Origin of the sequence: Streptomyces milbemycinicus, assembly GCF_002154605.1 — a bacterium.
Classification (GTDB): Bacteria; Actinomycetota; Actinomycetes; order Streptomycetales; family Streptomycetaceae; genus Streptomyces; species Streptomyces milbemycinicus.
In genome coordinates this window covers 1-23,614 of the sequence record NZ_MUNE01000036.1, presented here as the reverse complement: position 1 = coordinate 23,614, position 23,614 = coordinate 1, and the positions used below count along the sequence as shown (strand labels likewise).

Sequence of the window (23,614 nt, the reverse complement as noted above, 5' to 3'; positions counted from 1 at the left end):
ACCTACGGCGGGACTTTGAGCCCGGGGGGCTCAGCCCTTGATGGCCCCGGTGAGCATGCCCTTCTTGAAGTGCCGCTGGACGAAGGGGGAGGCGACCGCGACGGGGATCAGCGCGAGGACCATGACGGCCATCTGCAGCCCCAGAGAGGAGAGTTGTCCGGTGTGGACCGCCTGCTGGAGGCCGGTCGGGGCCTGGGTGTTCTTCTGGACCAGCTGGATGAGCACGTTCTGGAGCGGCATCATCTGTTGGTCGGTGAGGTAGATGGAGGCGTTGAACCAGGCGCTCCAGTAGCCGACCGCGTAGAACAGGGAGATGACGGCCAGCACCGCGCGCGACAGCGGCAAGATGATGGTCAGCAGGATGCGCAGGTCACTGGCCCCGTCGATGCGGGCGGACTCGGTGAGCTCGGGGGAGATCCCCATGAAGAAGGCCCGCAGGACGAGGATGTTGAAGACACTGACCGCGCTCGGCAGGACCAGCGACAGATAGCTGTCGGTGAGACCCAGCGACTGCACCAGAAGGTACGTCGGAATGAGCCCGGCTCCGAAGAACATGGTCGCCATCATGGTCATCAGGAAGAACCGGTGCCCCAGACTGCCCGGCCGGGACAGGCCGTAGGCCGCGAACACCGACACCGTCATCGAGAACAGCGTGCCGAAGAGCGTGACACCGACCGAGACCATGATCGCGCGGCTGACCTGGCCGCCGCTGAGCAGTTCGGTGTAGTTGATGAAGGTGATGCCCTGGGGGATCACGACGAGGCCGCCGACCCGGTCGATCACGGGTTTGGGAGAGAGACTGGTGACGATCACGATCCACAGCGGACCGAGCACCCCCAGGCAGCAGAGCAGGAGGAAGCCGCCCTTGGCGGTGAGTCCGACCTTGCTCGGCGGCTCCTCCCACGCGGGGCGGGCGGGAGCCTTCAGGCTGCGGATGAGCTGCGTGTTGACACTCACTTCTTGTACACCCCCTGCTCGCCGAGCAGGTGCGCGACCTTGTTCGCGCCCAGGACGAGACACACTCCGATGACTCCCTTGGCGAGGCCGACCGCGGCCGCATAGCTGAAGTCGCCGTTCTGGATACCCATGTTCCACACATACGTGTCGAGGACCTCGCTGGCCCCCGCGCCGACCGCGTACCGCTGGAGCAGAAACTGCTCGAATCCCACGCTCAGCGCGTCACCCACCCGCAGGACCAGCAGCAGCGCGATCACCGGGCGCAGTGCGGGCAGCGTGACATGCCACATGCGTCGCCAGCGCCCCGCGCCGTCCATGGCGGCGGCCTCGTACAGATCGGTGCTGACGGCGGACAGGGCCGCGAGGAAGACGATGATCCCCCAGCCGGCGTCCTTCCACACGGCCTGCCCGATGACCAGATACTTGAAGAGGTCCGCGTTGGTCATCAGGTCGAAGCCGCTCCACCCGTGCTTCTCCAGGGTCTGCGCGATGATGCCCGCGCCACCGAGGATCTGCTGGAACACGGTGATCACGAGGACCCACGAGAAGAAGTGCGGCAGATACATGATCGCCTGCGCCACGGCCCGCACCCGGGGCCGGACCACGCTGTTGATGACCAGCGCGAGGACGATGGGGACCGGGAAGAACAGCACCAGTTGGAGCACGAACAGGACGATGGTGTTCTTCGTGGCGCTCCAGAACAGCGGGTCGTCGAGCATCCGCGAGAACTGCTCCACGCCCACCCAGGGGCTGTGGAAGATCGCCGTGATGCCGTTGCTGGAGACGTACGGGTCGTATTCCTGGAAGGCGACGACGTTGCCCAGCAGGGGGACGTAGTTGAAGAGGAGGAGCAGGACGATGACGGGCAAGGTCATCAGGATGAGCGCGCGGTCGCGGCGCAGCCGGATCCGCCAGGGGACCTTGCCCGCCTTGCCGGCCTTGCTCGTCCGGCGTGGCGCCCGGTCCTTCGCCGCCGCGGTGGCGACCGCGGCCGTCGGCTCCTCGACGGCCGCGGAGGGACGGGTCCCGTCGGGCCTGCTACCGGCCGTGATGGACATCAGTTGCCGCTGCCGTTCTTGTCGAGGAGCTTCTTGTACCAGTCGCGCAGCTTGTCGCCACCGGAGGACCTCCAGGTGGAGATGGCCTGCTGCACATCGGACAGCTTCTTGTGGCCCCGCACGTAGTCGATCTGCAGTTGCTCGAACTGGCTGGTGAGGCTGGCGTAGCGGGTCGGCTCGACGATGTTCATGCCGTACGTGGACGTCTTCTTCATGAAGGCCCCCATCCGCTGCTGCCACTCGGCCTGCTTGCGGGCGACCTCGGGGAAGTCGGGGTGGGCGAAGTAGGGAGCCGGGGCCGCCAGCATCACCCAGGCGTTGATCACCTCGGAGTTGCCCCGGTCGTTCTTGACCGGGACGCCGTCCTTGACCGTGTAGTGGGTGCCCTCGACGCCGTAGTCGACGAGCATCCGCTCCTTGGTGCCGTAGGGCGCTGCCGCGAAGTTGGCGGCGGCCAACGCGTTCTCCACGGTCTCCTTGGAGGCGCCCTTGCGGATCATCGACCAGATGGTGGCGGGCGGGGAGGCGTACAGCGTCGGGTTGCCACCGTCGGCGCCGAAGTAGTCCATGGCCTCGATCTGGAAGTCCGGGTTGGCCTTGGCCTGTTCGGCGGTCTTGACGTACCAGGCGGAGGCGTCGCTGGCGTAGACCAGGATCTCTCCGGCGGTGAACCGCTGGCCCTGGTCGCCGGTGCGCGCCTTGTCGTCGGGATGGACCACGCCGGCATCGAAGAGCTTGCGGGTCCACTCCAGGGCCTCAAGGTATTCGGGCCGCTCGATGCCGTACCTCAGCTTGCCGTCGTCATCGATGTTCCAGCCGGGGGCGGCGCCGAAGATGCTCCCCGAGAGCCAGGCTATGTCGCCGCAGGCGTACACCTTGGCCTTGGCGCTGGTGGCGTCCTTGGCCCAGCTGAGGAACTCGTCGGCCGACTTGGGTACGGTGTAGCCCTTCTTGTCGAAGATGTCCTTGCGGTAGTAGGGCATGATGGACGCTGCGGGGGCGGAGGGCATCGGAATGCCGCGCAACGCGCCGCCGAAGATGGACATGCGCCAGGAGTCGGAGGGGATGGCGGCCAGGTTCGGGTACTTCTTGACCTTGTCGCCCGCAAGGTAGGGGCCGAGGTCCATGAACTTCGCGGTCACCGCGTTCGGGATCTTGTTGCCGACCATCTCCCAGCTGGGCACGACCACCATGTCGGGTATGGAGCTGGAAGCGAGGACGGCGCCGAGCTTCTCGCCGTAGGTGGTGCCGTCCTGGTTCTGCCAGGTGACCTTGGTGCCCGCCGCCGCGTCGACTCCCTTGTAGTACGCACACCCGGGCTTCGGAGGGGTGCCCCAGAACGGGGACATGATCTTGATGGGAGCGCCGGTACCGAGCTTGTCCGGGACCGAGGTGGCAAGGGCCGCGAGGTCGACCTTGCTGGTGTAGCCGGCCGACGAACCGTTCTTCGACGGCAGGTCCGGCTTGGCGACCGTGCTGGCGACGTACGTCGGGATCAGCTTGTCTGCGGCCTTGCCCGACGTGGCACCCTCTCGCGAACCGTTGTCCGAACCACCGCAGGCGGTGAGCAGCGGCATCCCACCGGCCACCGCTGCGGTGGCGACCGCTGTGGAGGCGAGGAAGCTTCTCCGGCTGGGTCCTGAGGAGGTGGAGGCGGCATTCGGCGTCATTGGCGTCAACCCTTCATGGCGCACCTGGACACCCGGCGGTGGCCGTCGGTTGTAGTGTCCTCGGTGGAACTGGCTGAGCTGAAGCAGTCCTCCGACCACTTACCGAGGCACACCCACCCCACAGGTGGGCGGCCTCGCAGTCGAAGCGCTTCGATGTTGCTGCGAGGTTAAGTGAAGGCATGAGGGCGCACAAGACTCGATTCCAAGATTCCTCCGAGGTGTGGAGGACCCGACCGCACTCAGATCTCACCTGAATAACGGTCAGGAGTCGGAGATATTGCGCCGAGGTGTCTTGACACCCACCCCCGGGTCGGCTGAGCATCGAAGCGCTTCGAAAGCGCCTCACCGCTCCACCGCAAAGGGATCCCCAAGTGACCGCACACACGCCGCCAACTCCGCCTTTCCGTGATCGGCAACTGCCGTTCGCGAAGCGCATCGACGACCTTCTGTCGCGGCTCACCCTCGACGAAAAGATCGGATTCCTGCACCAGTTCGCGCCCGCCGTGGAGCGGCTCGGCGTCGCCGCGTTCCGCACCGGCCAGGAGGCCCTGCACGGCGTGGCCTGGATGGGTCCGGCCACCGTCTTCCCGCAGGCGGTGGGCCTGGGCGCGACCTGGAACACGGATCTCGTACGACGGGTCGGCGAGGCGGTGTCCAAGGAGGTCCGGGCGATGCGCGCCCGCGACGACCGCGTCGGGTTGAACGTCTGGTCCCCGACCGTGAACCTGCTGCGCCACCCTCTGTGGGGCCGGAACGAGGAGGGCTACTCGGAGGACGCGAAGCTCACCTCGGCCATCGCCACCGCCTACACGCACGGCCTGCGCGGCGAGCACCCGACGTACTGGCGCACCGCGCCCGTCCTCAAGCACTGGCTGGCCCACAACAACGAGACGGGCCGCGACGTCACGTCCTCCTCAGTCCGCCCGCGCGTCCTGCACGAATACGACCTGCGCGCCTTCCGCGAAACGGTCGAGGCGGGCGCCGTGGCCGGTGTGATGCCGGCGTACAACCTGGTCAACGGCCGCCCGAACCATGTCTCGCCATATCTGCGCGAGCATCTGCGCACCTGGACCGACGAGGACCTGCTGGTCTGCTCGGACGCGGGCGCGCCCTCCAATCTGGTCGACTCCGAGCACTACTTCGACACCCACGAGGAGGCGACGGCCGCCGCTCTGCGGGCCGGCGTCGACAGCTTCACCGACCACGGCACCGACAGTTCGCAGATCACCGGACGGGTCCGCGGCGCCCTGGAGCAGGGCCTGCTCACCGAGTCGGACATCGACGCGGCGGTCCGCCGCCAGCTCTCGGTCCGCTTCCGCCTCGGCGAGTTCGACCCGGAGCACGACCCGCACGCGCTCACCGCGGACTTCGACACCCCGGCCCACCGCACCCTCGCCCAGGAGGCCGCCGAGCAGGCGGTCGTGCTGCTCAAGAACGACGGCGGCCTGCTGCCGCTCGCCCCGGACACCCGGCTCGCCGTGGTCGGCCTGCTCGCCGACGAGTGCAAGCTCGACTGGTACAGCGGCACGCTCCTGCACCGCAGCACGCCGTTGGCGGGCCTGCGCGAGCGGTTCGGCTCGGAGCGCGTGCAGTTCGCGGAGGGCGTGGACCGGATTCTGCTGAAGACCTCGGCCGGAACCTTCCTGCACGTGCCCGAGGCGGACGCCGAGGACGCGGTTCGCGGCGCCGAAGGCGCCCTCGACCCGGCCCTGCTCGCGGGCCGGACGGACCTGCCCCCGCTCACCACCGACGCGACCGGCACCGAACTCTCCCTCATCGACTGGGGCGAGGGCGTGCTGACCCTGCGCGCCCCCGACGGTCGCTATCTCTCCGTCGCCGAGGACGGTCATGTCCGAGCCTCCGCGGACCAGCCCGGAGGCTGGGTCGTCCAGGAGACGTTCCGCCTGGAACCGCACGACAACGGGCACCTTCTTCGGCACATCGCTACGGGTCGCCCCGTCTCCGTCGCCGCCGACGGCCTCAAGGTCGCCGACGGGAACGGGGAGATCTTCGAGGTCGTCGTCGTCGAAAGCGGCGAGGACGCGGTGAGCCAAGTCGCCTCGCAGGCGGACGTGGTCCTGGTGGTGGCGGGTAACGATCCGCACATCAACGGACGCGAGACCGAGGACCGTACGACCCTGGCCCTCCCCGGCCACCAGGAGCGCCTTCTGCGCGCGGCCCGCACGGCCAACCCGAACACGGTGCTGGCGCTGGTGTCGGCGTACCCGTACGCGGTCGACCACGCGGAGTTGCCGGCGCTGCTGTGGACGGCCCACGGCGGCCAGGCGGCCGGCAGCGCCCTGGCCCGGATCCTGGCCGGCGACGTCTCCCCCGCCGGCCGCCTCCCGCAGACCTGGTACGCCGACGACTCCGACCTGCCCGACCTCCTCGACTACGACGTGATCGGCGGCCGCCAGACGTACCTCTACTTCGAGGGCACGCCTCTCTTCCCGTTCGGCCACGGCCTGTCGTACGCGTCCTTCTCCTACGAAGGCCTCACGACTCGCGTCGAGGACGGGACACTGCACGTGTCCTTCACGGTCGGCAACACCGGTGACGTCACCGCGGACGAGGTCGCCCAGCTCTACACCCGGGCCATGGAGCCGTCGGTGCCGCGGCCCCGCAGGGAACTGGCCGCGCACCAGCGTGTGACGCTCGCGCCCGGCGAGGTCACGGAGATTGCCTTCCGGGTGCCGGTGTCGGAGTTCGCGTTCTGGGACGTGGCGCAGGGACGTCAGCGGGTGGCACCGGGCCTCCACGAGATCCTCGTCGGAGCGTCCAGCGAGGACATCCGCCTGGTCCAGACCGTCGACCTCGACGGCGAGCCGTCCGTCCCCCGGCCGGTCATGGTGGGCGGCCTGGACGCGGTGGACTTTGACGACCAGAGCGACACGGAGATCGTGGACCGCGCGAAGACGTCCGGTGACTCCGTCGCCCCTGTGGCCGGCGTGGCGGGCGAGCTGGTGTTCCGTGACTGTGATTTCGGAGAGGGGGCTGCCGGAATCGCGGTGGAGGCCGCGGGTGAGGGCACGGTCGAACTCTCGCTGGGTGACGGTCCGGTACTGGCAGTGCTCACGCTGTCCCCGGGTACGGCCGGGCCCTACGACTACTCCACGGTGAGCGTCCCCGTCGTCGTGGCGGCCGGTGTGCACGACGTCCGCCTCGGACTGCGTGGCCCAGTGCGGCTCGCGCGCGTCACCTTCTCCGTCTGAGGTCCGCATCGACCCCATGTGCACAGGAGTCGCTGCACAGGAGTCCGGCACCGGAAGGCTCGGTGCCGGACTCGGCTTCTCCAGACCTGCGTTCGACCTGGACTTCGTCGCCCAGACCGTTCGGGCGCAGGGACCACCGGCTCTCCAGCGCACACCATCGCGACGATCGACTACGACACCCTGAACCGCGCCCCCAAGGACCGCTACCACTGGTACCGGGGGCTGATCACCGCGCACCGCGCGCGGACGGAGGAACCTGCCCGATGAAGTTCACAGACGGCTACTGGCTGATGCGTCCGGGCTGCACCGCCCGCTATGCCACCGAGGTCGCCGACATCCGCGCCGATGACCACCGGATGACGCTGTACGCACCCGTGAAACACGTGAGCCGACGCGGGCAGACCCTCAACAGCCCGCTGCTGACGGTGGAGTGCTGGTCCCCGGCCGAGGGAATCATCGGCGTGCGGACCACCCACCATGCCGGATCGGTGCGCCGGGGACCGGAGTTCGCGTTGCCCGGCGCCGGTGCGGACGCCGGCAAGGTACGCCGGGACGGAGCGGTGCTGGAGCTGTCCTCCGGCGAACTGACGCTGCGGGTGGATACGGAACAGCCGTGGCTGCTGGAGTTCACCGCCGACGGACGCGTGCTGACCTCCGCCGGCGAGCGCGGCACCGGTTTCGTCACCGACGCCGAGGGCCGCCACTACATGCTCGGCCAGCTCTCATTGGACGTCGGAGAGCTGGTCTACGGCCTGGGGGAGCGTTTCACCCCGTTCGCCAAGAACGGGCAGGCCGTGGACATCTGGCAGGCCGACGGCGGAACCAGCAGCGAACAGGCCTACAAGAACATCCCGTTCCATCTGACGAACCGTGGATACGGCGTCTTCGTGAACCATCCCGGCAAGGTCAGCTACGAGGTCGGCTCCGAGTCGGTCGGCCAGGTCCAGTTCAGCGTCGAGGACCAGTCGCTGGAGTACTTCGTCGTCCACGGCCCGACCCCGAAGCAGGTCCTGGAACGCTACACCGCGCTCACCGGCCGCCCGGCCCTGCCGCCTGCCTGGGCACTGGGCCTGTGGCTGACCACGTCCTTCACCACCGACTACGACGAGGCCACGGTCGGCCGCTTCATCGACGGCATGGCCGAGCGCGGCATCCCGCTGAGCGTCTTCCACTTCGACTGCTTCTGGATGCGCGCCTACCAGTGGTGCGACTTCGCATGGGACGCAGAGACCTTCCCCGACCCGGCCGGCATGCTGAGCAGGCTCAAGCAGCAGGGGCTGCGGATCTCCGCCTGGATCAACCCGTACATCGCGCAGAAGTCGGCGATGTTCGAGGAGGGCATGCGCGAGGGCTACCTGGTGCGGCGCCCGGACGGCAGCGTGTGGCAGTGGGACCTGTGGCAGCCCGGCATGGCCCTGGTGGACTTCACCAACCCGGCTGCGCGCGACTGGTACACCGGCAAACTGAAGACGCTGCTCGACCAAGGCGTGGACTGCTTCAAGACCGACTTCGGCGAGCGCATCCCCACCGATGTCGTCTGGCACGACGGCTCCGACCCCGAGCGGATGCACAACTACTACACCCACCTCTACAACCAGGCCGTCTTCGAACTGCTGCGCGCCGAGCGAGGCGAGGGCGAGGCGCTGCTGTTCGCCCGCTCCGCCACGGCGGGCGGCCAGCAGTACCCGGTCCACTGGGGCGGCGACTGCGAGTCCCACTTCAACGCCATGGCCGAGTCGCTGCGCGGCGGACTCTCCCTCGGCCTGTCCGGCTTCGGTTTCTGGAGCCATGACATCGGCGGCTTCGAGGGCACCCCGACCCCGGCCGTGTTCAAGCGCTGGGTGCAGTTCGGGCTGCTCTCCTCGCACAGCCGCCTGCACGGCAGCAAGTCGTACCGCGTGCCGTGGGACTACGGCGAGGAGGCCGTCGACGTCACCCGCGAGTTCACCCTGCTCAAGCACCGCCTCGCCCCGTACCTCCAGCGCGCCGCGCAGCAGGCGCACACCACCGGTGTCCCGGTGATGCGCGCCATGGTGCTGGAGTTCCCCGACGACCCGGCCGCCGCCACCCTCGACCGGCAGTACATGCTCGGCGACGACCTGCTTGTCGCCCCGGTCTTCACCGACGACGGCACAGTCGAGTACTACGTGCCGGAAGGCACCTGGACCAATGTGCTGACGGGTGCCCAGGTCACCGGTCCGCGCTGGGCCCGTGAGCAGCACGGCTTCCACACCCTGCCGCTGCTGGCCCGCCCGGACTCGGTCATCGCGCTGGCCGCCGACGACCAGCACCCGGTCTCCGCCTGGGCGGACGGCGTCGAACTGCGGGTGCACGCCTTCGCCGACGGCGCCGAGCGCACCGTGGTGATTCCCAGCACCGACGGCCCCGGTGAGACGGCCCGCTTCCACCTGCGCCGCCGGGCCGGCCACCTGCATGTGACCACCGACAGCCCGCACCCGTGGCAGCTGCGGATCGGCGGCCCGAACGCAACCGTGCACACCCGGCCCGCCGGCACCGCGGAGGCCGACCTGCCGTACCCGGCCTGAACCCGACAGCCAGGGCGGGGTCCCCGCGGCTCGGACTGTCTGATGGCCCCGAGGCTTGCCGAGGTGTCCCGGGTCGCGCCGATGTGCTACCCGCGGGGCGAGTTCCGTATGGGTGTGGGGGGACCGCGGGGGAGGCTTCGTGGCACCTACTCGCCGTCGGCGGCGCGCTGTCCGGCTGTCGTCACCAGCCGCACCTCGGCGAAGATGCCGCGACCGCGCAATCCTCTCCGGCCTGCTCCACCGTCCCTCGGCCAAGCCGCTCCGCTGCGGCCACTCCCCCACCCGATCAACGAACCTGGGAAGACCAGACACTTGGAGGTCCGCCGCCGATACCGACTCGGCGGAACCCTCCGCGAGTACCAACATGCAGCGCGACCAGCGCGGACAAGATTCTTGGCGCCTACACCGTTCAGACGGTGAACCCGTTCCGAAACGCTACGAGAGGCCGGGGCGAGGGATTGCACCAACGACAAGGCAGCGCAAAAATGAGCAGAGTATTACATGACCATGTCAGTGCCACGGACGTATCCGCTTTCCTTGATCATGGAAAGGGTGCACATTGTCCTCCTCCGTCAGTCGACGTCGCCTGCTGCAGGCAGCCGGGGCCACGGCCGTGGCCTCCGCCGCTGAATCCGTCGTCGGATCCTCGCCCGCCCGAGCCGCAAGCGCCCCTGTCCGGGCCGGGATCGGGGTGTCCGCCAATCCTTTCGAACTCGGTCAGGTCCGGTTGACCGCGAGCCGATGGCTGGACAACGAGAACCGCACGCGGAACTACCTGCGGTTCGTCGATGCCGACCGGTTGCTGTACAACTTCCGGGCCAACCACCGGTTGCCCACCAATGGCGCCGCCTCCAACGGCGGCTGGGACGGGCCGACATTCCCCTTCCGCACCCACGTGCAGGGGCACTTCCTCACCGCGTGGGCGCAGGTGTATGCCGTGACGGGGGACACCACCTGCCGGGACAAGGCTGCCTACATGGTGGCAGAGTTGGCCAAGTGCCAGGCCAACAATGGCGCCGCTGGGTTCAACGGCGGGTACCTGTCCGGCTTCCCCGAGTCCGACTTCAGCGCTCTCGAGGCCGGAACCCTGTCCAACGGCAACGTGCCGTACTACGTCATCCACAAGATCCTGGCCGGCCTGCTGGATGTGTGGCGCCATATGGGCAGCACGCAGGCCCGTGACATGCTGTTGAGCCTGGCCGGATGGGTCGACTGGCGCACCGGTCGGCTGAGCGGCCAGCAGATGCAGTCCACGCTGGGAACCGAGTTCGGTGGCATGAACGCCGTGCTGTCCGACCTCTACCTCCAGACCAGTGACTCGCGATGGCTCACCACCGCGCAACGGTTCGACCACGGCGCGGTGTTCGACCCGCTGGCATCCAATCAGGACCGGCTGAACGGACTGCACGCCAACACCCAGGTGCCCAAGTGGATCGGCGCCGCCCGGGAATACAAGGCCACCGGCACCACCCGCTACCGGGACATCGCCACCAACGCCTGGAACATCTGCGTCAACGCGCACACCTACGTCATCGGCGGCAACAGCCAGGCGGAACACTTCCGCCCCCCGAACGCCATCGCCGCTTACCTGAACCAGGACGCGTGCGAAAGCTGCAACACGTACAACATGCTCACGCTCACCCGGGAGCTGTTCACGCTGGACCCGGACCGGGTCGCGTTGTTCGACTACTACGAACGGGCGTGGCTGAACCAGATGATCGGCCAGCAGAACCCGGCCGACAACCACGGCCACGTCACCTACTTCACCCCGCTCAACCCGGGGGGCCGACGTGGGGTGGGTCCGGCGTGGGGCGGTGGCACCTGGAGCACCGACTACGACAGCTTCTGGTGCTGCCAGGGCACGGGGCTGGAGATGCACACCAAGCTGATGGACTCCGTCTACTTCTCCAGCGACACCACGCTGATCGTGAACCTGTTCGTGCCCTCGGTGCTCAACTGGTCACAGCGGGGGATCACAGTCACCCAGACCACGTCGTACCCCGTCAGTGACACCACGACCCTCCAGGTCACCGGCAACCTCAGCGGCACCTGGGCCATGCGCATCCGCATCCCGAGCTGGACCGCCGGGGCCACCATCAGCGTCAACGGCACGACGCAGAACATCACCACAACGCCCGGCAGCTACGCCACCTTGACCCGTTCCTGGACCTCCGGCGACACGGTCACCGTCCGCCTCCCCATGCGGATCATCATGCGGGCGGCCAACGACAACGCGAACGTCGCCGCGGTCACCTACGGCCCGGTGGTGCTGTCCGGCAACTACGGCAACACCTCGCTCAACTCCCTCCCGACGCTGAACACGTCCTCGATCACACGGACCAGCAGCACCTCGCTCGCCTTCACCGCCACCGCCAACGGCTCCACCGTCAACCTGGGCCCGTTCCACGACGCGCACGGCCACAACTACACCGTCTACTGGAACGCCAACGGCCAGGGCGGAGGCAACAATGCCACCGTCCGCCTTGTCAACGTGAGCAGCGGCTTCGTGCTGGGCATCCAGGACATGTCCACGGCCGATGGTGGCCGCGCCCTGCAGTGGCACGATTCGGGCACCGCGGATCACAACTGGGAAATGATCGACGAAGGAAACGCGGTCAGGTTCCGCAATGCCAACAGCGGCAAGGTGCTCGGCGTTCAGGACATGTCCACGGCCGACAACGCTCTTGTTCTGCAGTGGTCGGACAACGGCACCGCCGACCACAGGTGGACACTGCTCGATCAGGGAGACGGGACGTACAAAATCCGTAACGTGAACAGCGGCAAGGTGCTCGGCATCCAGAACAACTCCACCGCCGTCGGCGCGTTCGCGGTCCAGGATTCGGATAACGGTACTGCCGACAACCGGTGGCGAATCGTGAGCAACAGCTACTGAGCTTTTCAGCTCGGAGACGACATCAGGTGTGCCCACCCGTTCTCGGTCAGATTGATGTCGGGCGCGTAAGCGGGAAGCGGAAGACGAACCCGTGGGCGCCGGGAATGACCGGCACCCACAGGCCCCGCCACCGCTTCCGGTGCCCAGAGCGCCCGCCCCGCTGCGGGGGTGAAGATCAGGACCGTCATCGCAAGGGCCTGTGCGGTGACGAAGGCGGCCATCGACCTCATGCGCCCGAAACGCCGTGCGGTCGCGGGTGTGGGTGCCGAAAAGTCCATCCGCGCAGGTGAAAGAACGGATCACGTTGTCTTGCCGACGACGGGTGGGCGGTGTTCCGGCACGTCGGCGTTGACCGACATAATGATCAATTGTGTTACTGCGCCTGGCCTATCTGACGGTAACGAACGCCTTCGCCGCACTACGGCTGCTGCCGCTGAGCGACCGGGACAAGGACGTGGACATCCTGGCGCTGCGGCACCAACTCGCCGTGCTGGAGCGGCAGCTCGGCGGAGCCCGCCCCCGGTTCGCGCCCGAGGACCGCACTTTCCTCGCTGCCTTGCTCCATCGCTTTCCCAAGCAGCGCCTCCGTCGGCTTCGACTGCTGGTGACGCCGGACACCGTGCTTCGCTGGCACCGCGACCTGCTGCGCCGCAGGCACGCCGTGCGGTCACGCCCGAATCGCACGGGTCGGCCGAGAACGGTCCGGTCCATCCGGCTACTCGTGATCCGGCTGGCGAAGGAGAACCCGACCTGGGGGTATCGCCGGATACACGGCGAGCTCACAGTGCTCGGGATCAAGGTCGCAGCCTCGACGGTCTGGGAGATCCTGCGCGCCGCAGGAATCGACCCGGCGCCGCAGCGCACGGACACGACATGGGCCGCTTTCTTGCGCTCACAGGCCGACGCCCTGCTGGCGTGCGACTTCTTCGAGACCATCACACTCACCGGCGCGAGACTATACGTGCTGACGGTGATCGAGCAGGCCAGCCGTCGCATTCGGGTCCTGGGCGCGACCACGCACCCGACTGCGGCATGGGTTGCCCAGGCGGCGCGCAATCTGGTCATGGACCTGGAGGACGCCAGGTGCCGGGCACGTTTCCTGATCCGCGATCGGGACGGGAAGTACCCGCAGGTGTTCCACGCCATCCTCGCCGATGCCGGGATCCAGACCGTGCTCACCGGCGTAATGATGCCGCGGATGAACGCGGTGATGGAACGCTGGGTAGCGACCTGCCGACGCGAACTCCTCAACCGGACGCTGATCTGGAACCAGCGCCATCTCATCAACGCGCTACGCGAGTTCGAGATTCATTACAACACCCATCGCCCGCACCGCGCCCTCGGCCAGGGCTCACCTCTGGCATCACGGCCCACGCCGATCAACGATCCGGGTTACCCGCAGCGATGCCGCGAAGGACGCGGAGCTGCTCGTACTCCGCCATGAGAATGCGGTCCTGCGCCGACAGCTGACCCGACCAGTCAGCTGTGAGCCAGCGGACCGGTTCTGGTACGCAGCCCTGTCCGGACTCATACCCCGGCTGCGCCGGCGCGAGGTCTTCCCGGTCACCCCCAGGACCCTGCTCGGCTGGCACCGCAGGTTCAGGGCGAGCTGGCTCGGACACCGGATCGCAGCCTCGACGGTGTGGCAGATCCTGCACGCAGCGGGCATCGACCCGGCGCCGCGTCGCTCCGGTCCGACCTGGCGTGAGTTCCTCAGCGCGCAAGCCGAGGGCACCATCGCCGCGGACTTCTTCCACATCGACACCGCGCTCGGCAGGCGGCTGTACGCGCCGGCCTTCCTCGAGCACGGCACCCGGCGCCCGCACATCACCGGCGTCACCACCAACCCGACGCGGGGACGGACCGTGCAGCAGGCAAGGAATCTCACCGCAGACCTCGGCATGCGCATGGAGTCCCTGCGGTTCCTGCTGCGCGATCGGGACGGCAAGTACGGCGAGCCGTTCGACGCCGTCTTCAAGGCCGAGGAACTGAACGTGATCAACAGCGCGCCACGAGCACCTCGGATGAACGCCCCCTGCGAACGCGTCATCGGCAGCATCCGCCGCGAGGTCCTCGACCACGTCCTCATTCTGGGCGAAGCACATGCCCAACAGGTCCTTGCTGTCTACCAGAGTCACCACAACGAGCACCGGCCCCACCAGGCCCGCACCCAACTACCACCCGATGCCCAGAATCAGCCTGCCGCAACGGACACCCGCGCTCACCGACTGCTGCGAACCCGCATCCTCGGCGGCCTCATCAGCGAGTACCGATACGCCGCGTGACGTGCAGCGACGACTTTCCGAGCGGCACAGGTTCGCGGAGCTGACGAACAAGCAGATACGGCGAGGCGTCCACAAGACCGTCCACGCGCTGGAGAAGGACATCCGCATCTGGATCGCCGCATGGAACACCGATCCCAAGCCCTACGTCTGGACGAAGACCGCGGACGAGATCCTCGAACGTCTCGCCAGCTATCTGAATAGAATTCCTGACTCAGAAGACTAGCCACCAAGTGTTCGATACGAGTTGCCATCACGGCATCACCACCAAGCGCTGCATATGACCGTGGTGCATCTGCTCGAAAGCTTTCTCCACATCGTCCAGGGGAATCGTCTCGGTGACCAACGCCTCCAGGTCAAGCCATTCTTGCAGGTAGAGATCAACCAGCATCGGGCGGTCGCTCGAGGGCAGGCAGTCACCGTCCCAGGACGACTTCAACACCCTTCCGTGTCCGAACATGTCTACAAGCAGCAGTTCCAGCTTCATCGGCGGAGCTGGTACGCCCACGAGCACCACCCTGCCGGCCAGGTTGCGGGCGTAGAACGCCTGCTCGTAGGTCTCCGAGCGGCCGACCGCATCGATGACGACGTCGAGGTCGAAGCCGCAGGCATTGATCGTTGCACCGATGCCCGCCATCACGTCGCAGCCCAGCAGACTGGCCACGGCCGGGGAGGCAGCCGGGTCGACCTTGATGCACTGACCTGCCGCCACCAAAGTCTTCTCCACGAACGCGCCAATGCCCAGCGCCGGCGACAGCCTGGTGCCATCCAACAGGGTCATCTTCTGCACGGCATTGCGCGTGTCGAAGCAGTACCAAGGACGCCCGCGCAGACACGCCCGGCACTGGCCGCACACCGCCCGCCAGTTCAATATCACAAAGTCTCCGGGCGCCACGTCTGTGACACCCTCGCCGACGGTTTCCACCACACCCGCCGCCTCATGCCCCAGGAGGAAAGGGAAGTCGTCGCTGATGCCGCCCTCGCGGTAGTGCATGTCGGTGCGGCAGACCCCGCAGGCCTGGATCTTCACAACGGCCTCACCCGGCCCCGGATCCGGCACTACGACCGTCTCGACCGAAACCGCCTTCCCCTTCCTGCGAGCAACCACACCTCGTACCTGCTCAGCCATCTTCGGGATCCTCTTTCACTGCAATGCATATGACTGTCGCTCAATCGGTTCGGCTCGTCAGATCGCTGGTGCGATGCAAGCTCGGTCAATTAGCCGCGCTGTTCACTGAGAGGTCACGCAGATAGGCGCGGTGACGGCACCCCGATAGCAGGACAGGCTCAAGCCTTGATGATCAGGGAGCTGCCACACTCTGTGATCACCGGGGGGGGGAATGACCTGTGCCTGTCCTGCCGTCATGGCTGACCGAACCGCTCCGGGATCAATCTGCGGCGCTGCTGCCTGAGCGAACGGGTACCACCCGGACCATCCGCTGGGCTGTCACCAAGGGGCTCGACGGCGCACCCGTCGAGCACTGGCCGTCCCCCGGCCGAGTCGAGGGCCACCGCAGCGTGCTGCTTGGACGCCGCCGACATTGTGGCTTCGGGCGGCGGCGCAGCACTGGCCACGCGGTCGGCGCTGCCCGTCCTGGCGGCGGACAGCGCCGGCCGGGCCGAGGGATCACCGCGCTGGGGAAGGCGGGCGTCTGGGGGTTCACCGTCGGCACCGCCGTACGGGACGGCAGTCGCCACATCGATGCCGCCCCGTCCCCGCGTCGACGACCTGCTGAGCGCCGTGCTCGACGAATGCCGCCGGACCACCAGGTCGTGGACCCGGGCGTCCCGGGTCCGGCACACCCCGGCCCACAGCGGCCACCGCCAGCGCTCCGGGCCGTCCAGGGTCCGGAGCACCTGATGGGCCAGCGCAGAGGCGTGCGGCTGGGAGGCGTCAGGTGTCCTCCCGCTCCGAAGGTCACCAGATTTGCGTCCATAGCTGGAACTCCTCCCGCATTGACACGCTGTCTGAACAGCGATAGTTCACCCGCTGGCACAATCAAGCCGCACAAACTTTTGGGGCTTGTTCTCCCAGCCCTGTCCGGTGTAGCCAAGAATGAGGCGGCCGTTTGCCCAGGTGCCGCGTACGGTGATTTCCTCATCCGTAATGTGGCTGCGCGTGGTGAAGGAGACGCGTGAGCCTCGCTGTTCGTAGTGCGCCCTGTGCACTCCTGGTGGCGGGGATCCGGGGTGTAGCTCGTGTGAAGGACTCGGCGTTCTCAGGTTGTGGTGCGGGGCCCACGAGCGCGTCGAGAACGGTTCCGTCACGATAGAAGCGGAATACCTGTGTGTCTACGGCGAAGGTCCCGTGCAAGGGTGTGAGATTTCGGCGCTACTACCGAAGGCCTCTGATGCAGGAGGCTTGCGGTGCGGCGTCAGCAGGCTATGGAGCCAATCGGGCACATGCTCCTCGTCGCGGGGGAGTACTGCAGGTCCTGCACAAAACTTGCGATATTCAAAGGAGGTACAAAGGTGGGTTCCGAGTCGTAGCCGAAATCAACACTATATGCACGGGATCGGTGAATCATGCGTTCTGCCGTGTACCATGTGCCGGCGCCCACTCGGTACATGGTTTTTCGTAGATCGCGCATCACCTGCCATAACCGCCAGGGGAGGAGAGATCCGCTCGGCATCCTTCCCTTTGTAATTAACAAACAACCGCGTGCGATCCGTTCTGATCGTGGACAGCATGATGTACTCGAGCTCCGCCCATCCCCGTGGTGCGTAGCCTGCAAGCATGCGTAAGACCTGGTCTATGTAGTCATTCGCCGCGAGACTGATGCCTTCTCTCGTCATTTCCTTTCCCATACTCTTCGACTATTCCCCTGCTTGGTGGAACCGGAGCACATGATGTCAACCCCTGCATGACATCAGCACACAGGGTGCCGGAACCGGGGACGTCGATGTCGACCATTCACGCACCCAGAATCGTCAATTCCCGTACGAAGGCACTCCGTCCGCGCGCCAACGGCGGCGGGTACCCGTCAGGTGTGCCAGTCACCCGGGAGAAAGGCATTCCGCCCCGGATCAGCGGCGACTCTCCCCACCTGTCGAGGGCGGCAGCGACAAGGTCACCGAATATCTCTGCGACGCCGACGGCAACCACCTGATCGGCCGCACCTCCACCGAGGCCACCCTCTACCTGGGCAACACCGAAATCACTTGGCCCAAGAGCTCCACCACGCCGAGAGCCACTCGATACATCGACCTCGGCGGCGGCCACCAAGCCGTCCAGGAAGACGACGGAAGCGTCTCCCCCACCCTCGCCGACCACCACGGCACTGCACAACTCGCCATCGACACCGCCACACAGAAGCCCACCCAGCGCCGCACGCTGCCCTTCGCTGACATACGCGGCGACCAGCCCACCGACTGGCCCGGCACCAAGGGCTTCGTCGGAGGAACCGACGACACCAAAACCACCGGCCTCACTCACCTGGGCGCGCGCGACTACGACCCCACCACCGGCCGGTTCCTCTCGGTCGACCCGGTCATGGACCTGACCGACCCGCAGCAAGTGAACGGCTACACCCTGGTGTCCGGCCCGTACTCGACGATCAGCCGTGCCTCGGCAGCGCCTCCCTGAGCCGTTGCATGGCTGCCTCAAGGTCACTGGAGGACGCCGGGGTGAAGCTCCACGGGTGGAGGATCCGGAAGTACTTGTCCGGGTCCTTGCCGGAACACTCCGTCACTGTCGCGCGACTGTCGGACGTCTTCCCCTTGACACCTATCAGGTCGTAGAGACCGCTGGAAACACCTTCCACCTTGTCTGCGGCGTCACTCGACGTGCTCGTGCCGGCGGAGGGGATGTCGGAGCCGTTGTCAGTCATGCTGCATCCGGTGAGAGTGAGGAGGACGAGGGGTGCGGCGAGCACGCGTGCGCTCAGCTTGGTCTTCACGCCAGGGAACTTCTCCTACTTCACGCCAATAACGCTGGCGGCAGCTTCGGTTGCACATTGTATCCCTTTCCGACAACGACCAGCCCCTGGTTCAATAGGCTCTTGGAGCCAGGGTCCCAGTAGCCGCCGTGCCCTTCTGTGTCCGTGGTCATCTGGTTGGCACCGAAGTCCGGGTCGCTGGGGATGATGAACCAATCCCCGCCATACGCCCAGCGGCCGATGTCCGGGACGATGTCTCCGTCGTGTGGGGCTCGGTTATTCATCGCTGCTGGTCAAACGCCCCGCCCCGGCGCGCAGAGAGCTGCGACCATGATGGAATGATCGTGTCCCTTCTGTACCAGGTGACTCGACGTCTTCTCTCTGTGCCCGCAGTGCTTCTGCGGCGGGACACCGCGAAGGAGGCTGAACTTGTTGTCTTGCGTCACGAAAACGCCGTTCTGCGAAGCCAGCTGCAGGGGCGAGTACGGTACGAGCCTGCGGACCGCTTGTGGTTCACGGCCCTGTCCTCACTGATCCCCCGCCGCCGCTGGGCCAAGGTCTTCCCGGTCACACCGAGCACGCGGCTGGCCTGGCACCGCAAGCTCGTCGCCCGCCGATGGGACTACTCCCGACGACGCCGAGGTCCCGGACGGCCGCCCACACAGACCGCCATCAAGAACCTCGTGCTGCGCCTCGCCCACGAGAACAGCCGATGGGGCCACCGCCGGATTCAAGGTGAACTGGCCCGGCTCGGACACCCGATCGCCGCCTCCACCGACTGGCAGATACTCCACACCGCAGGAATCGACCCCGCACCACGCCGCACCGGCCCAACCTGGCCCGAGTTCCTCTCAGCACAGGCCACCAGTCTGATCGCCTGCGACTTCCTCCACATCGACACCATCAGCCTGCAACGCCTGTACGCCCTGGTCTTCCTCGAGCACCACACCCGGCGCCTGCACATAACCGGCGTCACCGCACACCCAACCGCTGCCTGGGCCACCCAACAAGCCCGCAACCTCGCCACCGACCTCGGGGCGCGCATGGACTCGCTGCGCTTCCTCATCCGGGACCGCGACAGCAAGTACACCGACGCCTTCGACGCCGTATTCCAGGCCGAGGATATCGAGATCATCAAGACGCCGGTCCGCGCACCCAAAGCCAACGCCCACTGCGAACGAGTGATCGGCACCCTCCGCCGAGAACCCCTCGACCACATACTCATCCTCGACGAAGCTCACGCCCACCACATCCTGGCCGGAAACCAGCCAGCCGACGAGTCCTGCGCACCCGCATCCTCGGCGGCGTGATCAACGAGTACAGATATGCCTCTTGACCAGAAGCGACGATTATTCGAGCCCCACAGGTCCAGAGGCCGGTCGGGTGTCGCATGACGCCGGCGATGTGCACCTGTGCCGCTCGAAAAGTCCGTCGCTGCAAGTGGCGGAGGTGACGGGTCGTCGACCGGAAGCATGACCGGATGTTCGTACGCCTGCTGTACAAGATGACCCGCAAGTTGATCTCCCTCCCATCGACGTTACTCCGCAGCGATGCCGCGAAAGACGCGGAGCGCGCGTACTCCGCCACGAGAATGCGGTCCTGCGCCGACAGCTGACCCGACCAGTCAGCTACGACCCAACGGACCGGTTCTGGTTCGCAGCCCTGTCCGGACACATACCCCGCCTGCGCCGGCGCGAGGTCTTCCCGGTCACCCCCAGTACCCTGCTCGGCCGGCACCGCAGGTTCATCGCCGCGAAGTGGGACTACAGCGCGCGCAGACGCACCGGTCGACCGCCCACCGCCATGGCGACCAAGAACCTCGTCCTGCGACTGGCCGACGAGAATCCACGCTGGGGCCACCGGCGGATCCAGGGCGAGTTGGCCCGGATTGTGACGCCCTTCTCGGCCGCGCGGCCCTGTCTCATCCTGCCTTCTGCGGCCTTGATCGTGCACATCTCGGCGATTTGATCGAGGAGCTGGCCGGTCCCTGGACGGCGCGGTGCGAGTCGGTTCTGCGGGAACGGCGAGGCCGCAACCGTCGGCGTGCGGCTGGCGCTGGACCGGATCACCAGCTTGTCTTCGTCGACCGGGTGCTGGTCACTCTGGTCTACCTGCGGCTGCAGCCCATCCCCTTGGATCGAGTTGGGCGAGATCCCACCCGGCGAGCGCCACCAGGGCCGCGCCCCGGGCGAGGGTGGGCGGCATCAGCGTGCGGGCCGGGGTCATCCCCAACCGCCGGTCGGGTCCAGCTCCTCGCCGTCGTCTTCGTCGTCCTCGTCGAAGGGATTGGCGAAGATCGACGACAGCGTTTCTTCGACCGGGTTGCCGACCTCGTCCTCAGTGAGGAGGATCCGGCGGAGCATGTTCAGCGGGTACAGGTAGCTTTCCGGGTCATCGGGGGCGCCGACGCAGGGGTGATCGAGCGCAGAGGTCTCCCCGGCCGCATTGAAGAACGGCTCAAGCTCCCCGCTGACGATGTCGGGGATGTACTTCCACACCATCTTTTGGTGGCGGCAGAACACCTCTCCCACGTACCAGATCGCGCCCTGGATGAAGGGCGTCATGCGCTGATCGGTGACCTCCTCCATGCTGTTCGCGGTTTCCCGGATCAGTTCGTCCAGGATCCCCAAGGAGGCCGGGGTGAAGTCCAGCACGCCCGCGAAGGAGGTCTGTTCGGCCCACCTTTCGTGGGCGTCCTGGCGCTCACCCATCCACCTGAGCAGGTCGGGGTGCCGGGTCGGGTCGTACGTCTCGTCAGGTTCGGTCATGCGTCGACGGTAGTAGATACCACTGACACCACCATTGCAGTGCCGCCAAGTCGACACCCGACACGCCCAACAACCCTCCGCACCCGAGGCGTTGGGAGCCCCTAGTGTGTTGGCTGGCGGTCGGCGAAAGACTGACACGGGGCCCCAACCAGCCGCCCGCCCGCACCACCGAAGTCCCGTGGCCCCCCACGACCAGGGACACGCATGAGAACACAGATACCCATCCGTACCCGGCTCCGGCGACGCCTGGCTTCCTGCCTCGCGGTCGCCTCGGCGGCCGGGATGATGCTCGTCGGCCTCCCCGCCACCGCGAACGCAGCCCCCGGCGACTACGCCAAGGTCACGTCCGGCGGACGCTGCGACAAAATGCACCTCGGCAAGACGTTCCCCCGCACCCCGAACAACTCCGGAGCCCCCACCGGCCAGCACCATTGGACCAAGGGCGGTCCGGACGAGGAGTACTACTTCAACCTTGAGTTCAAGGGCTTCGAAGACGTTCCCGCGCCTACCCGCGCCGACCTGAACAGCGTCGGCAACACCGACGCCGACGTCAAGAAGTGGGATGCCGCCTACCGGGCGTCGAAGAACCCCGAGGACATGAAGCGCGCCATCTGGGCCCGCTACGCCCGCTACATCCAGGGCAAGCCGTCCCCGAAGACGTTCAAAAAGTGGGTGCCACAGAACCTGATCGGCGCCCAGCACTCCCGGGAGAAGGGCGGCGTCTTCGAGCGGAAGACCGTCCAGAACTTCAACCTCGTCGGCCCGGACTGGCTGTGCGAAGTGAAGGTCGAGATCTTCGACAAGGACGGCAACAAGATCGCCTCCCGGCGTTACGACGCCTACAACCAGCGCACCGGCGACCTGGGCGAGTTCAAGGCCGACGGCAAGCGGAAGACCGGCCAGTTCAAGAACGACAAGATCATCCTTCGCCACAAGGACGCGAAGTACGACTTCACGAAGTCGAAGTTCACCATGTTCGCCGGGGAGAAGCCCAACGGGGCCACCACCAAGGAGTACAAGGCGGAGAACGCCAAGCTCCGCGCCGAACGAGGGTCGGGCAACAACCCGATCCGGATCGCGGAGCGGCGGGCGACGGCGAAGGGGCTGTGGCCGCAGACGAAGTACACCAAGTCCTACCCGGTGTTCAATCCGCGGCCGAACACCGGCGCCCAGGGCCCGATCAACTCCATCGCCTACGGCTCCGGGAAGAACCCGGCGCAGGCGCGGCAGATCCAGAACCAGCACAACCAGATGAACACCCGCGGTGTCCTCGGCCGCGGCCCCGGCGGCGTCGACTTCTCCACCTTGGAGCTCCAGTACGTCGGCAGCCCCGTCAAGGGCAAGGGGCTGGACTACAGCATGAAGGCCGACTTCATGCCCGACGAGGACAACAATCCCGGCTGGGGTGGGCAAGCGAAACTTGAGCTGGCCTCGGACGCCCTGTTCACGTGGCTGGCCCTCACCCCCGACAGGCAGTGGGTGAACCTGAATCCGGATCAGCCGGACAAGATCATGGATAAGGGGTTCGGGGAGACCGACGCCGGACGCGTCCTCCTCGAAGCCGACATGGAGATGAAGCGGGACTTCTCCCGCGCCATGGACCCCAAGAAGTCCCCCGGCAAAGAGTTCATGAACGCCACCCCCAAGGTTGACGGGGTGCCGTGCTGGGGATCCGGCCGCAACTGGATCGTTCCCGGCCGTGCGAAGGTCCGCGAGCAGGACGGCGGCATCTACATCCTCGACGCCCCGCTCAAGGTCAACCACGCGGCGATGGACTTCGACACCCCCGTGCAGGGCGAGGACTGCTCGAAGAAGCTCACCAAGGCGGAGAAGGAGCGCAGCCACCGGCTGATCACCCGCTACCTCGTTCCGCACGTTGAGAAGCAGATCAACACCGAGAAGAAGTACGCCGACCTGCGCCGCGTCTACAAGTCCCGTGTAGCCGCCGAGTGGATCCGGCAGCAGGACGCCAAGAAGGCCACCGACTTCCGGCCCATCATCAACAGCAACAATCTCAAGCGGTGGCCGCTGCGGGGTGAGAACGCCGACTGGGACAAGCGCACCGTATGGAAGGAGATGGTGAAGTCCTTCACCAAGGGCGACTTCACGTACGAATGGCCCCTCGGCGACGGACGCGTCTACACCTTCTTCGTCGGCGGCGTCGACTTCTCCAAGGCCCCCAAGCGCAACATCACCCCCGTGGAATTCCAGCTCCAACACCGGCGCCTTCCCCAGACCACGAAGGACAGCGTGCGGGCGCAGACCTCCGCGCGGGATGCCGATGTGACGTTCCTCGGTGGGAACGGGGCCGCGAAGACCGACGACGGCAAGCCCGACCCCACCCCCACGC

Annotated in this window: 15 protein-coding genes and 1 pseudogene; 10 read left to right on the top strand and 6 right to left on the bottom strand. The window is 66.8% G+C overall.

Translation table 11 applies throughout. The features are described from left to right. Positions 1 to 30 precede the first annotated feature (30 nt). From CCN51_RS03050 to CCN51_RS03040, 3 genes are read right to left on the bottom strand one after another with little or no spacing between them, the layout of a single operon-like run. A complete protein-coding gene (locus tag CCN51_RS03050; RefSeq protein WP_014182541.1) occupies positions 31 to 957 on the bottom strand; it encodes a carbohydrate ABC transporter permease in 927 nt (308 codons plus the stop codon). Continuing rightward, positions 954 to 2,015, bottom strand: coding sequence for an ABC transporter permease (locus tag CCN51_RS03045; protein WP_014182542.1), 1,062 nt, complete (start codon positions 2,013 to 2,015; stop codon positions 954 to 956). The genes CCN51_RS03050 and CCN51_RS03045 overlap by 4 nt, the downstream gene beginning before the upstream one ends. Beyond that, entirely contained in the window at positions 2,015 to 3,685 is a 1,671-nt protein-coding gene (locus CCN51_RS03040) for a type 2 periplasmic-binding domain-containing protein (protein WP_014182543.1), read from the bottom strand. The genes CCN51_RS03045 and CCN51_RS03040 overlap by 1 nt, the downstream gene beginning before the upstream one ends. Before the next feature lie 371 nt (positions 3,686 to 4,056). Here CCN51_RS03040 and CCN51_RS03030 point away from each other — a divergent pair, with 371 nt between their 5' ends. From CCN51_RS03030 to CCN51_RS03000, 6 genes and pseudogenes are all read left to right on the top strand, one after another. Beyond that, positions 4,057 to 6,897 carry a glycoside hydrolase family 3 C-terminal domain-containing protein gene (locus CCN51_RS03030; RefSeq protein WP_014182544.1) on the top strand — a complete coding sequence of 947 codons (2,841 nt, stop codon included), beginning with the start codon at positions 4,057 to 4,059 and terminating at the stop codon, positions 6,895 to 6,897. A gap of 263 nt (positions 6,898 to 7,160) precedes the next feature. Continuing rightward, positions 7,161 to 9,443, top strand: a complete 2,283-nt coding sequence (gene yicI / locus CCN51_RS03025) for an alpha-xylosidase (RefSeq protein WP_014182545.1) — start codon at positions 7,161 to 7,163, stop codon at positions 9,441 to 9,443. A gap of 559 nt (positions 9,444 to 10,002) precedes the next feature. Further along, on the top strand, positions 10,003 to 12,336 hold the full coding sequence (locus CCN51_RS03015; RefSeq protein WP_043488405.1) for a beta-L-arabinofuranosidase domain-containing protein: 2,334 nt from the start codon (positions 10,003 to 10,005) through the stop codon (positions 12,334 to 12,336). 370 nt (positions 12,337 to 12,706) lie between these two features. Beyond that, entirely contained in the window at positions 12,707 to 13,780 is a 1,074-nt protein-coding gene (locus CCN51_RS03010; RefSeq protein WP_014182548.1) for an integrase core domain-containing protein, read from the top strand. Then, the gene (locus CCN51_RS03005) at positions 13,722 to 14,621 is read left to right on the top strand and encodes an integrase core domain-containing protein (RefSeq protein WP_055414086.1); all 900 of its coding nucleotides are present in this window, start codon (positions 13,722 to 13,724) and stop codon (positions 14,619 to 14,621) included. The genes CCN51_RS03010 and CCN51_RS03005 overlap by 59 nt, the downstream gene beginning before the upstream one ends. A 31-nt stretch (positions 14,622 to 14,652) precedes the next feature. Next, positions 14,653 to 14,844: pseudogene (locus CCN51_RS03000) on the top strand (IS630 family transposase); the annotation flags it as partial. Between the two features lie 27 nt (positions 14,845 to 14,871). Here the strand turns inward: CCN51_RS03000 and CCN51_RS02995 are convergent. Continuing rightward, on the bottom strand, positions 14,872 to 15,747 hold the full coding sequence (locus CCN51_RS02995; protein ID WP_014182551.1) for an alcohol dehydrogenase catalytic domain-containing protein: 876 nt from the start codon (positions 15,745 to 15,747) through the stop codon (positions 14,872 to 14,874). Positions 15,748 to 17,478: 1,731 nt separating this feature from the next. On the opposite strand from CCN51_RS02995, the gene CCN51_RS02990 reads away from it, so the two are divergent. Then, a complete protein-coding gene (locus tag CCN51_RS02990) occupies positions 17,479 to 18,204 on the top strand; it encodes an RHS repeat-associated core domain-containing protein (RefSeq protein ID WP_107425899.1) in 726 nt (241 codons plus the stop codon). Here CCN51_RS02990 and CCN51_RS52950 read toward each other — a convergent pair. Next, complete coding sequence (locus CCN51_RS52950; protein ID WP_014182552.1) at positions 18,176 to 18,517, bottom strand: hypothetical protein; 342 nt, start codon at positions 18,515 to 18,517, stop codon at positions 18,176 to 18,178. The two genes, CCN51_RS02990 and CCN51_RS52950, sit on opposite strands and share 29 nt — an antisense overlap. A gap of 485 nt (positions 18,518 to 19,002) precedes the next feature. Here CCN51_RS52950 and CCN51_RS02975 point away from each other — a divergent pair, with 485 nt between their 5' ends. Continuing rightward, on the top strand, positions 19,003 to 19,806 hold the full coding sequence (locus CCN51_RS02975) for a DDE-type integrase/transposase/recombinase (protein ID WP_014182553.1): 804 nt from the start codon (positions 19,003 to 19,005) through the stop codon (positions 19,804 to 19,806). Between the two features lie 493 nt (positions 19,807 to 20,299). After that, on the top strand, positions 20,300 to 20,464 hold the full coding sequence (locus tag CCN51_RS59810) for a hypothetical protein (protein WP_014182555.1): 165 nt from the start codon (positions 20,300 to 20,302) through the stop codon (positions 20,462 to 20,464). 254 nt (positions 20,465 to 20,718) lie between these two features. On the opposite strand, the gene CCN51_RS02965 is transcribed toward CCN51_RS59810, so the two are convergent. Beyond that, positions 20,719 to 21,264 carry a hypothetical protein gene (locus CCN51_RS02965; protein ID WP_014182556.1) on the bottom strand — a complete coding sequence of 182 codons (546 nt, stop codon included), beginning with the start codon at positions 21,262 to 21,264 and terminating at the stop codon, positions 20,719 to 20,721. Between the two features lie 204 nt (positions 21,265 to 21,468). Here CCN51_RS02965 and CCN51_RS02960 point away from each other — a divergent pair. Further along, positions 21,469 to 23,614: hypothetical protein (locus CCN51_RS02960; protein ID WP_143675714.1), on the top strand; the 2,146-nt coding region annotated here is incomplete at its 3' end.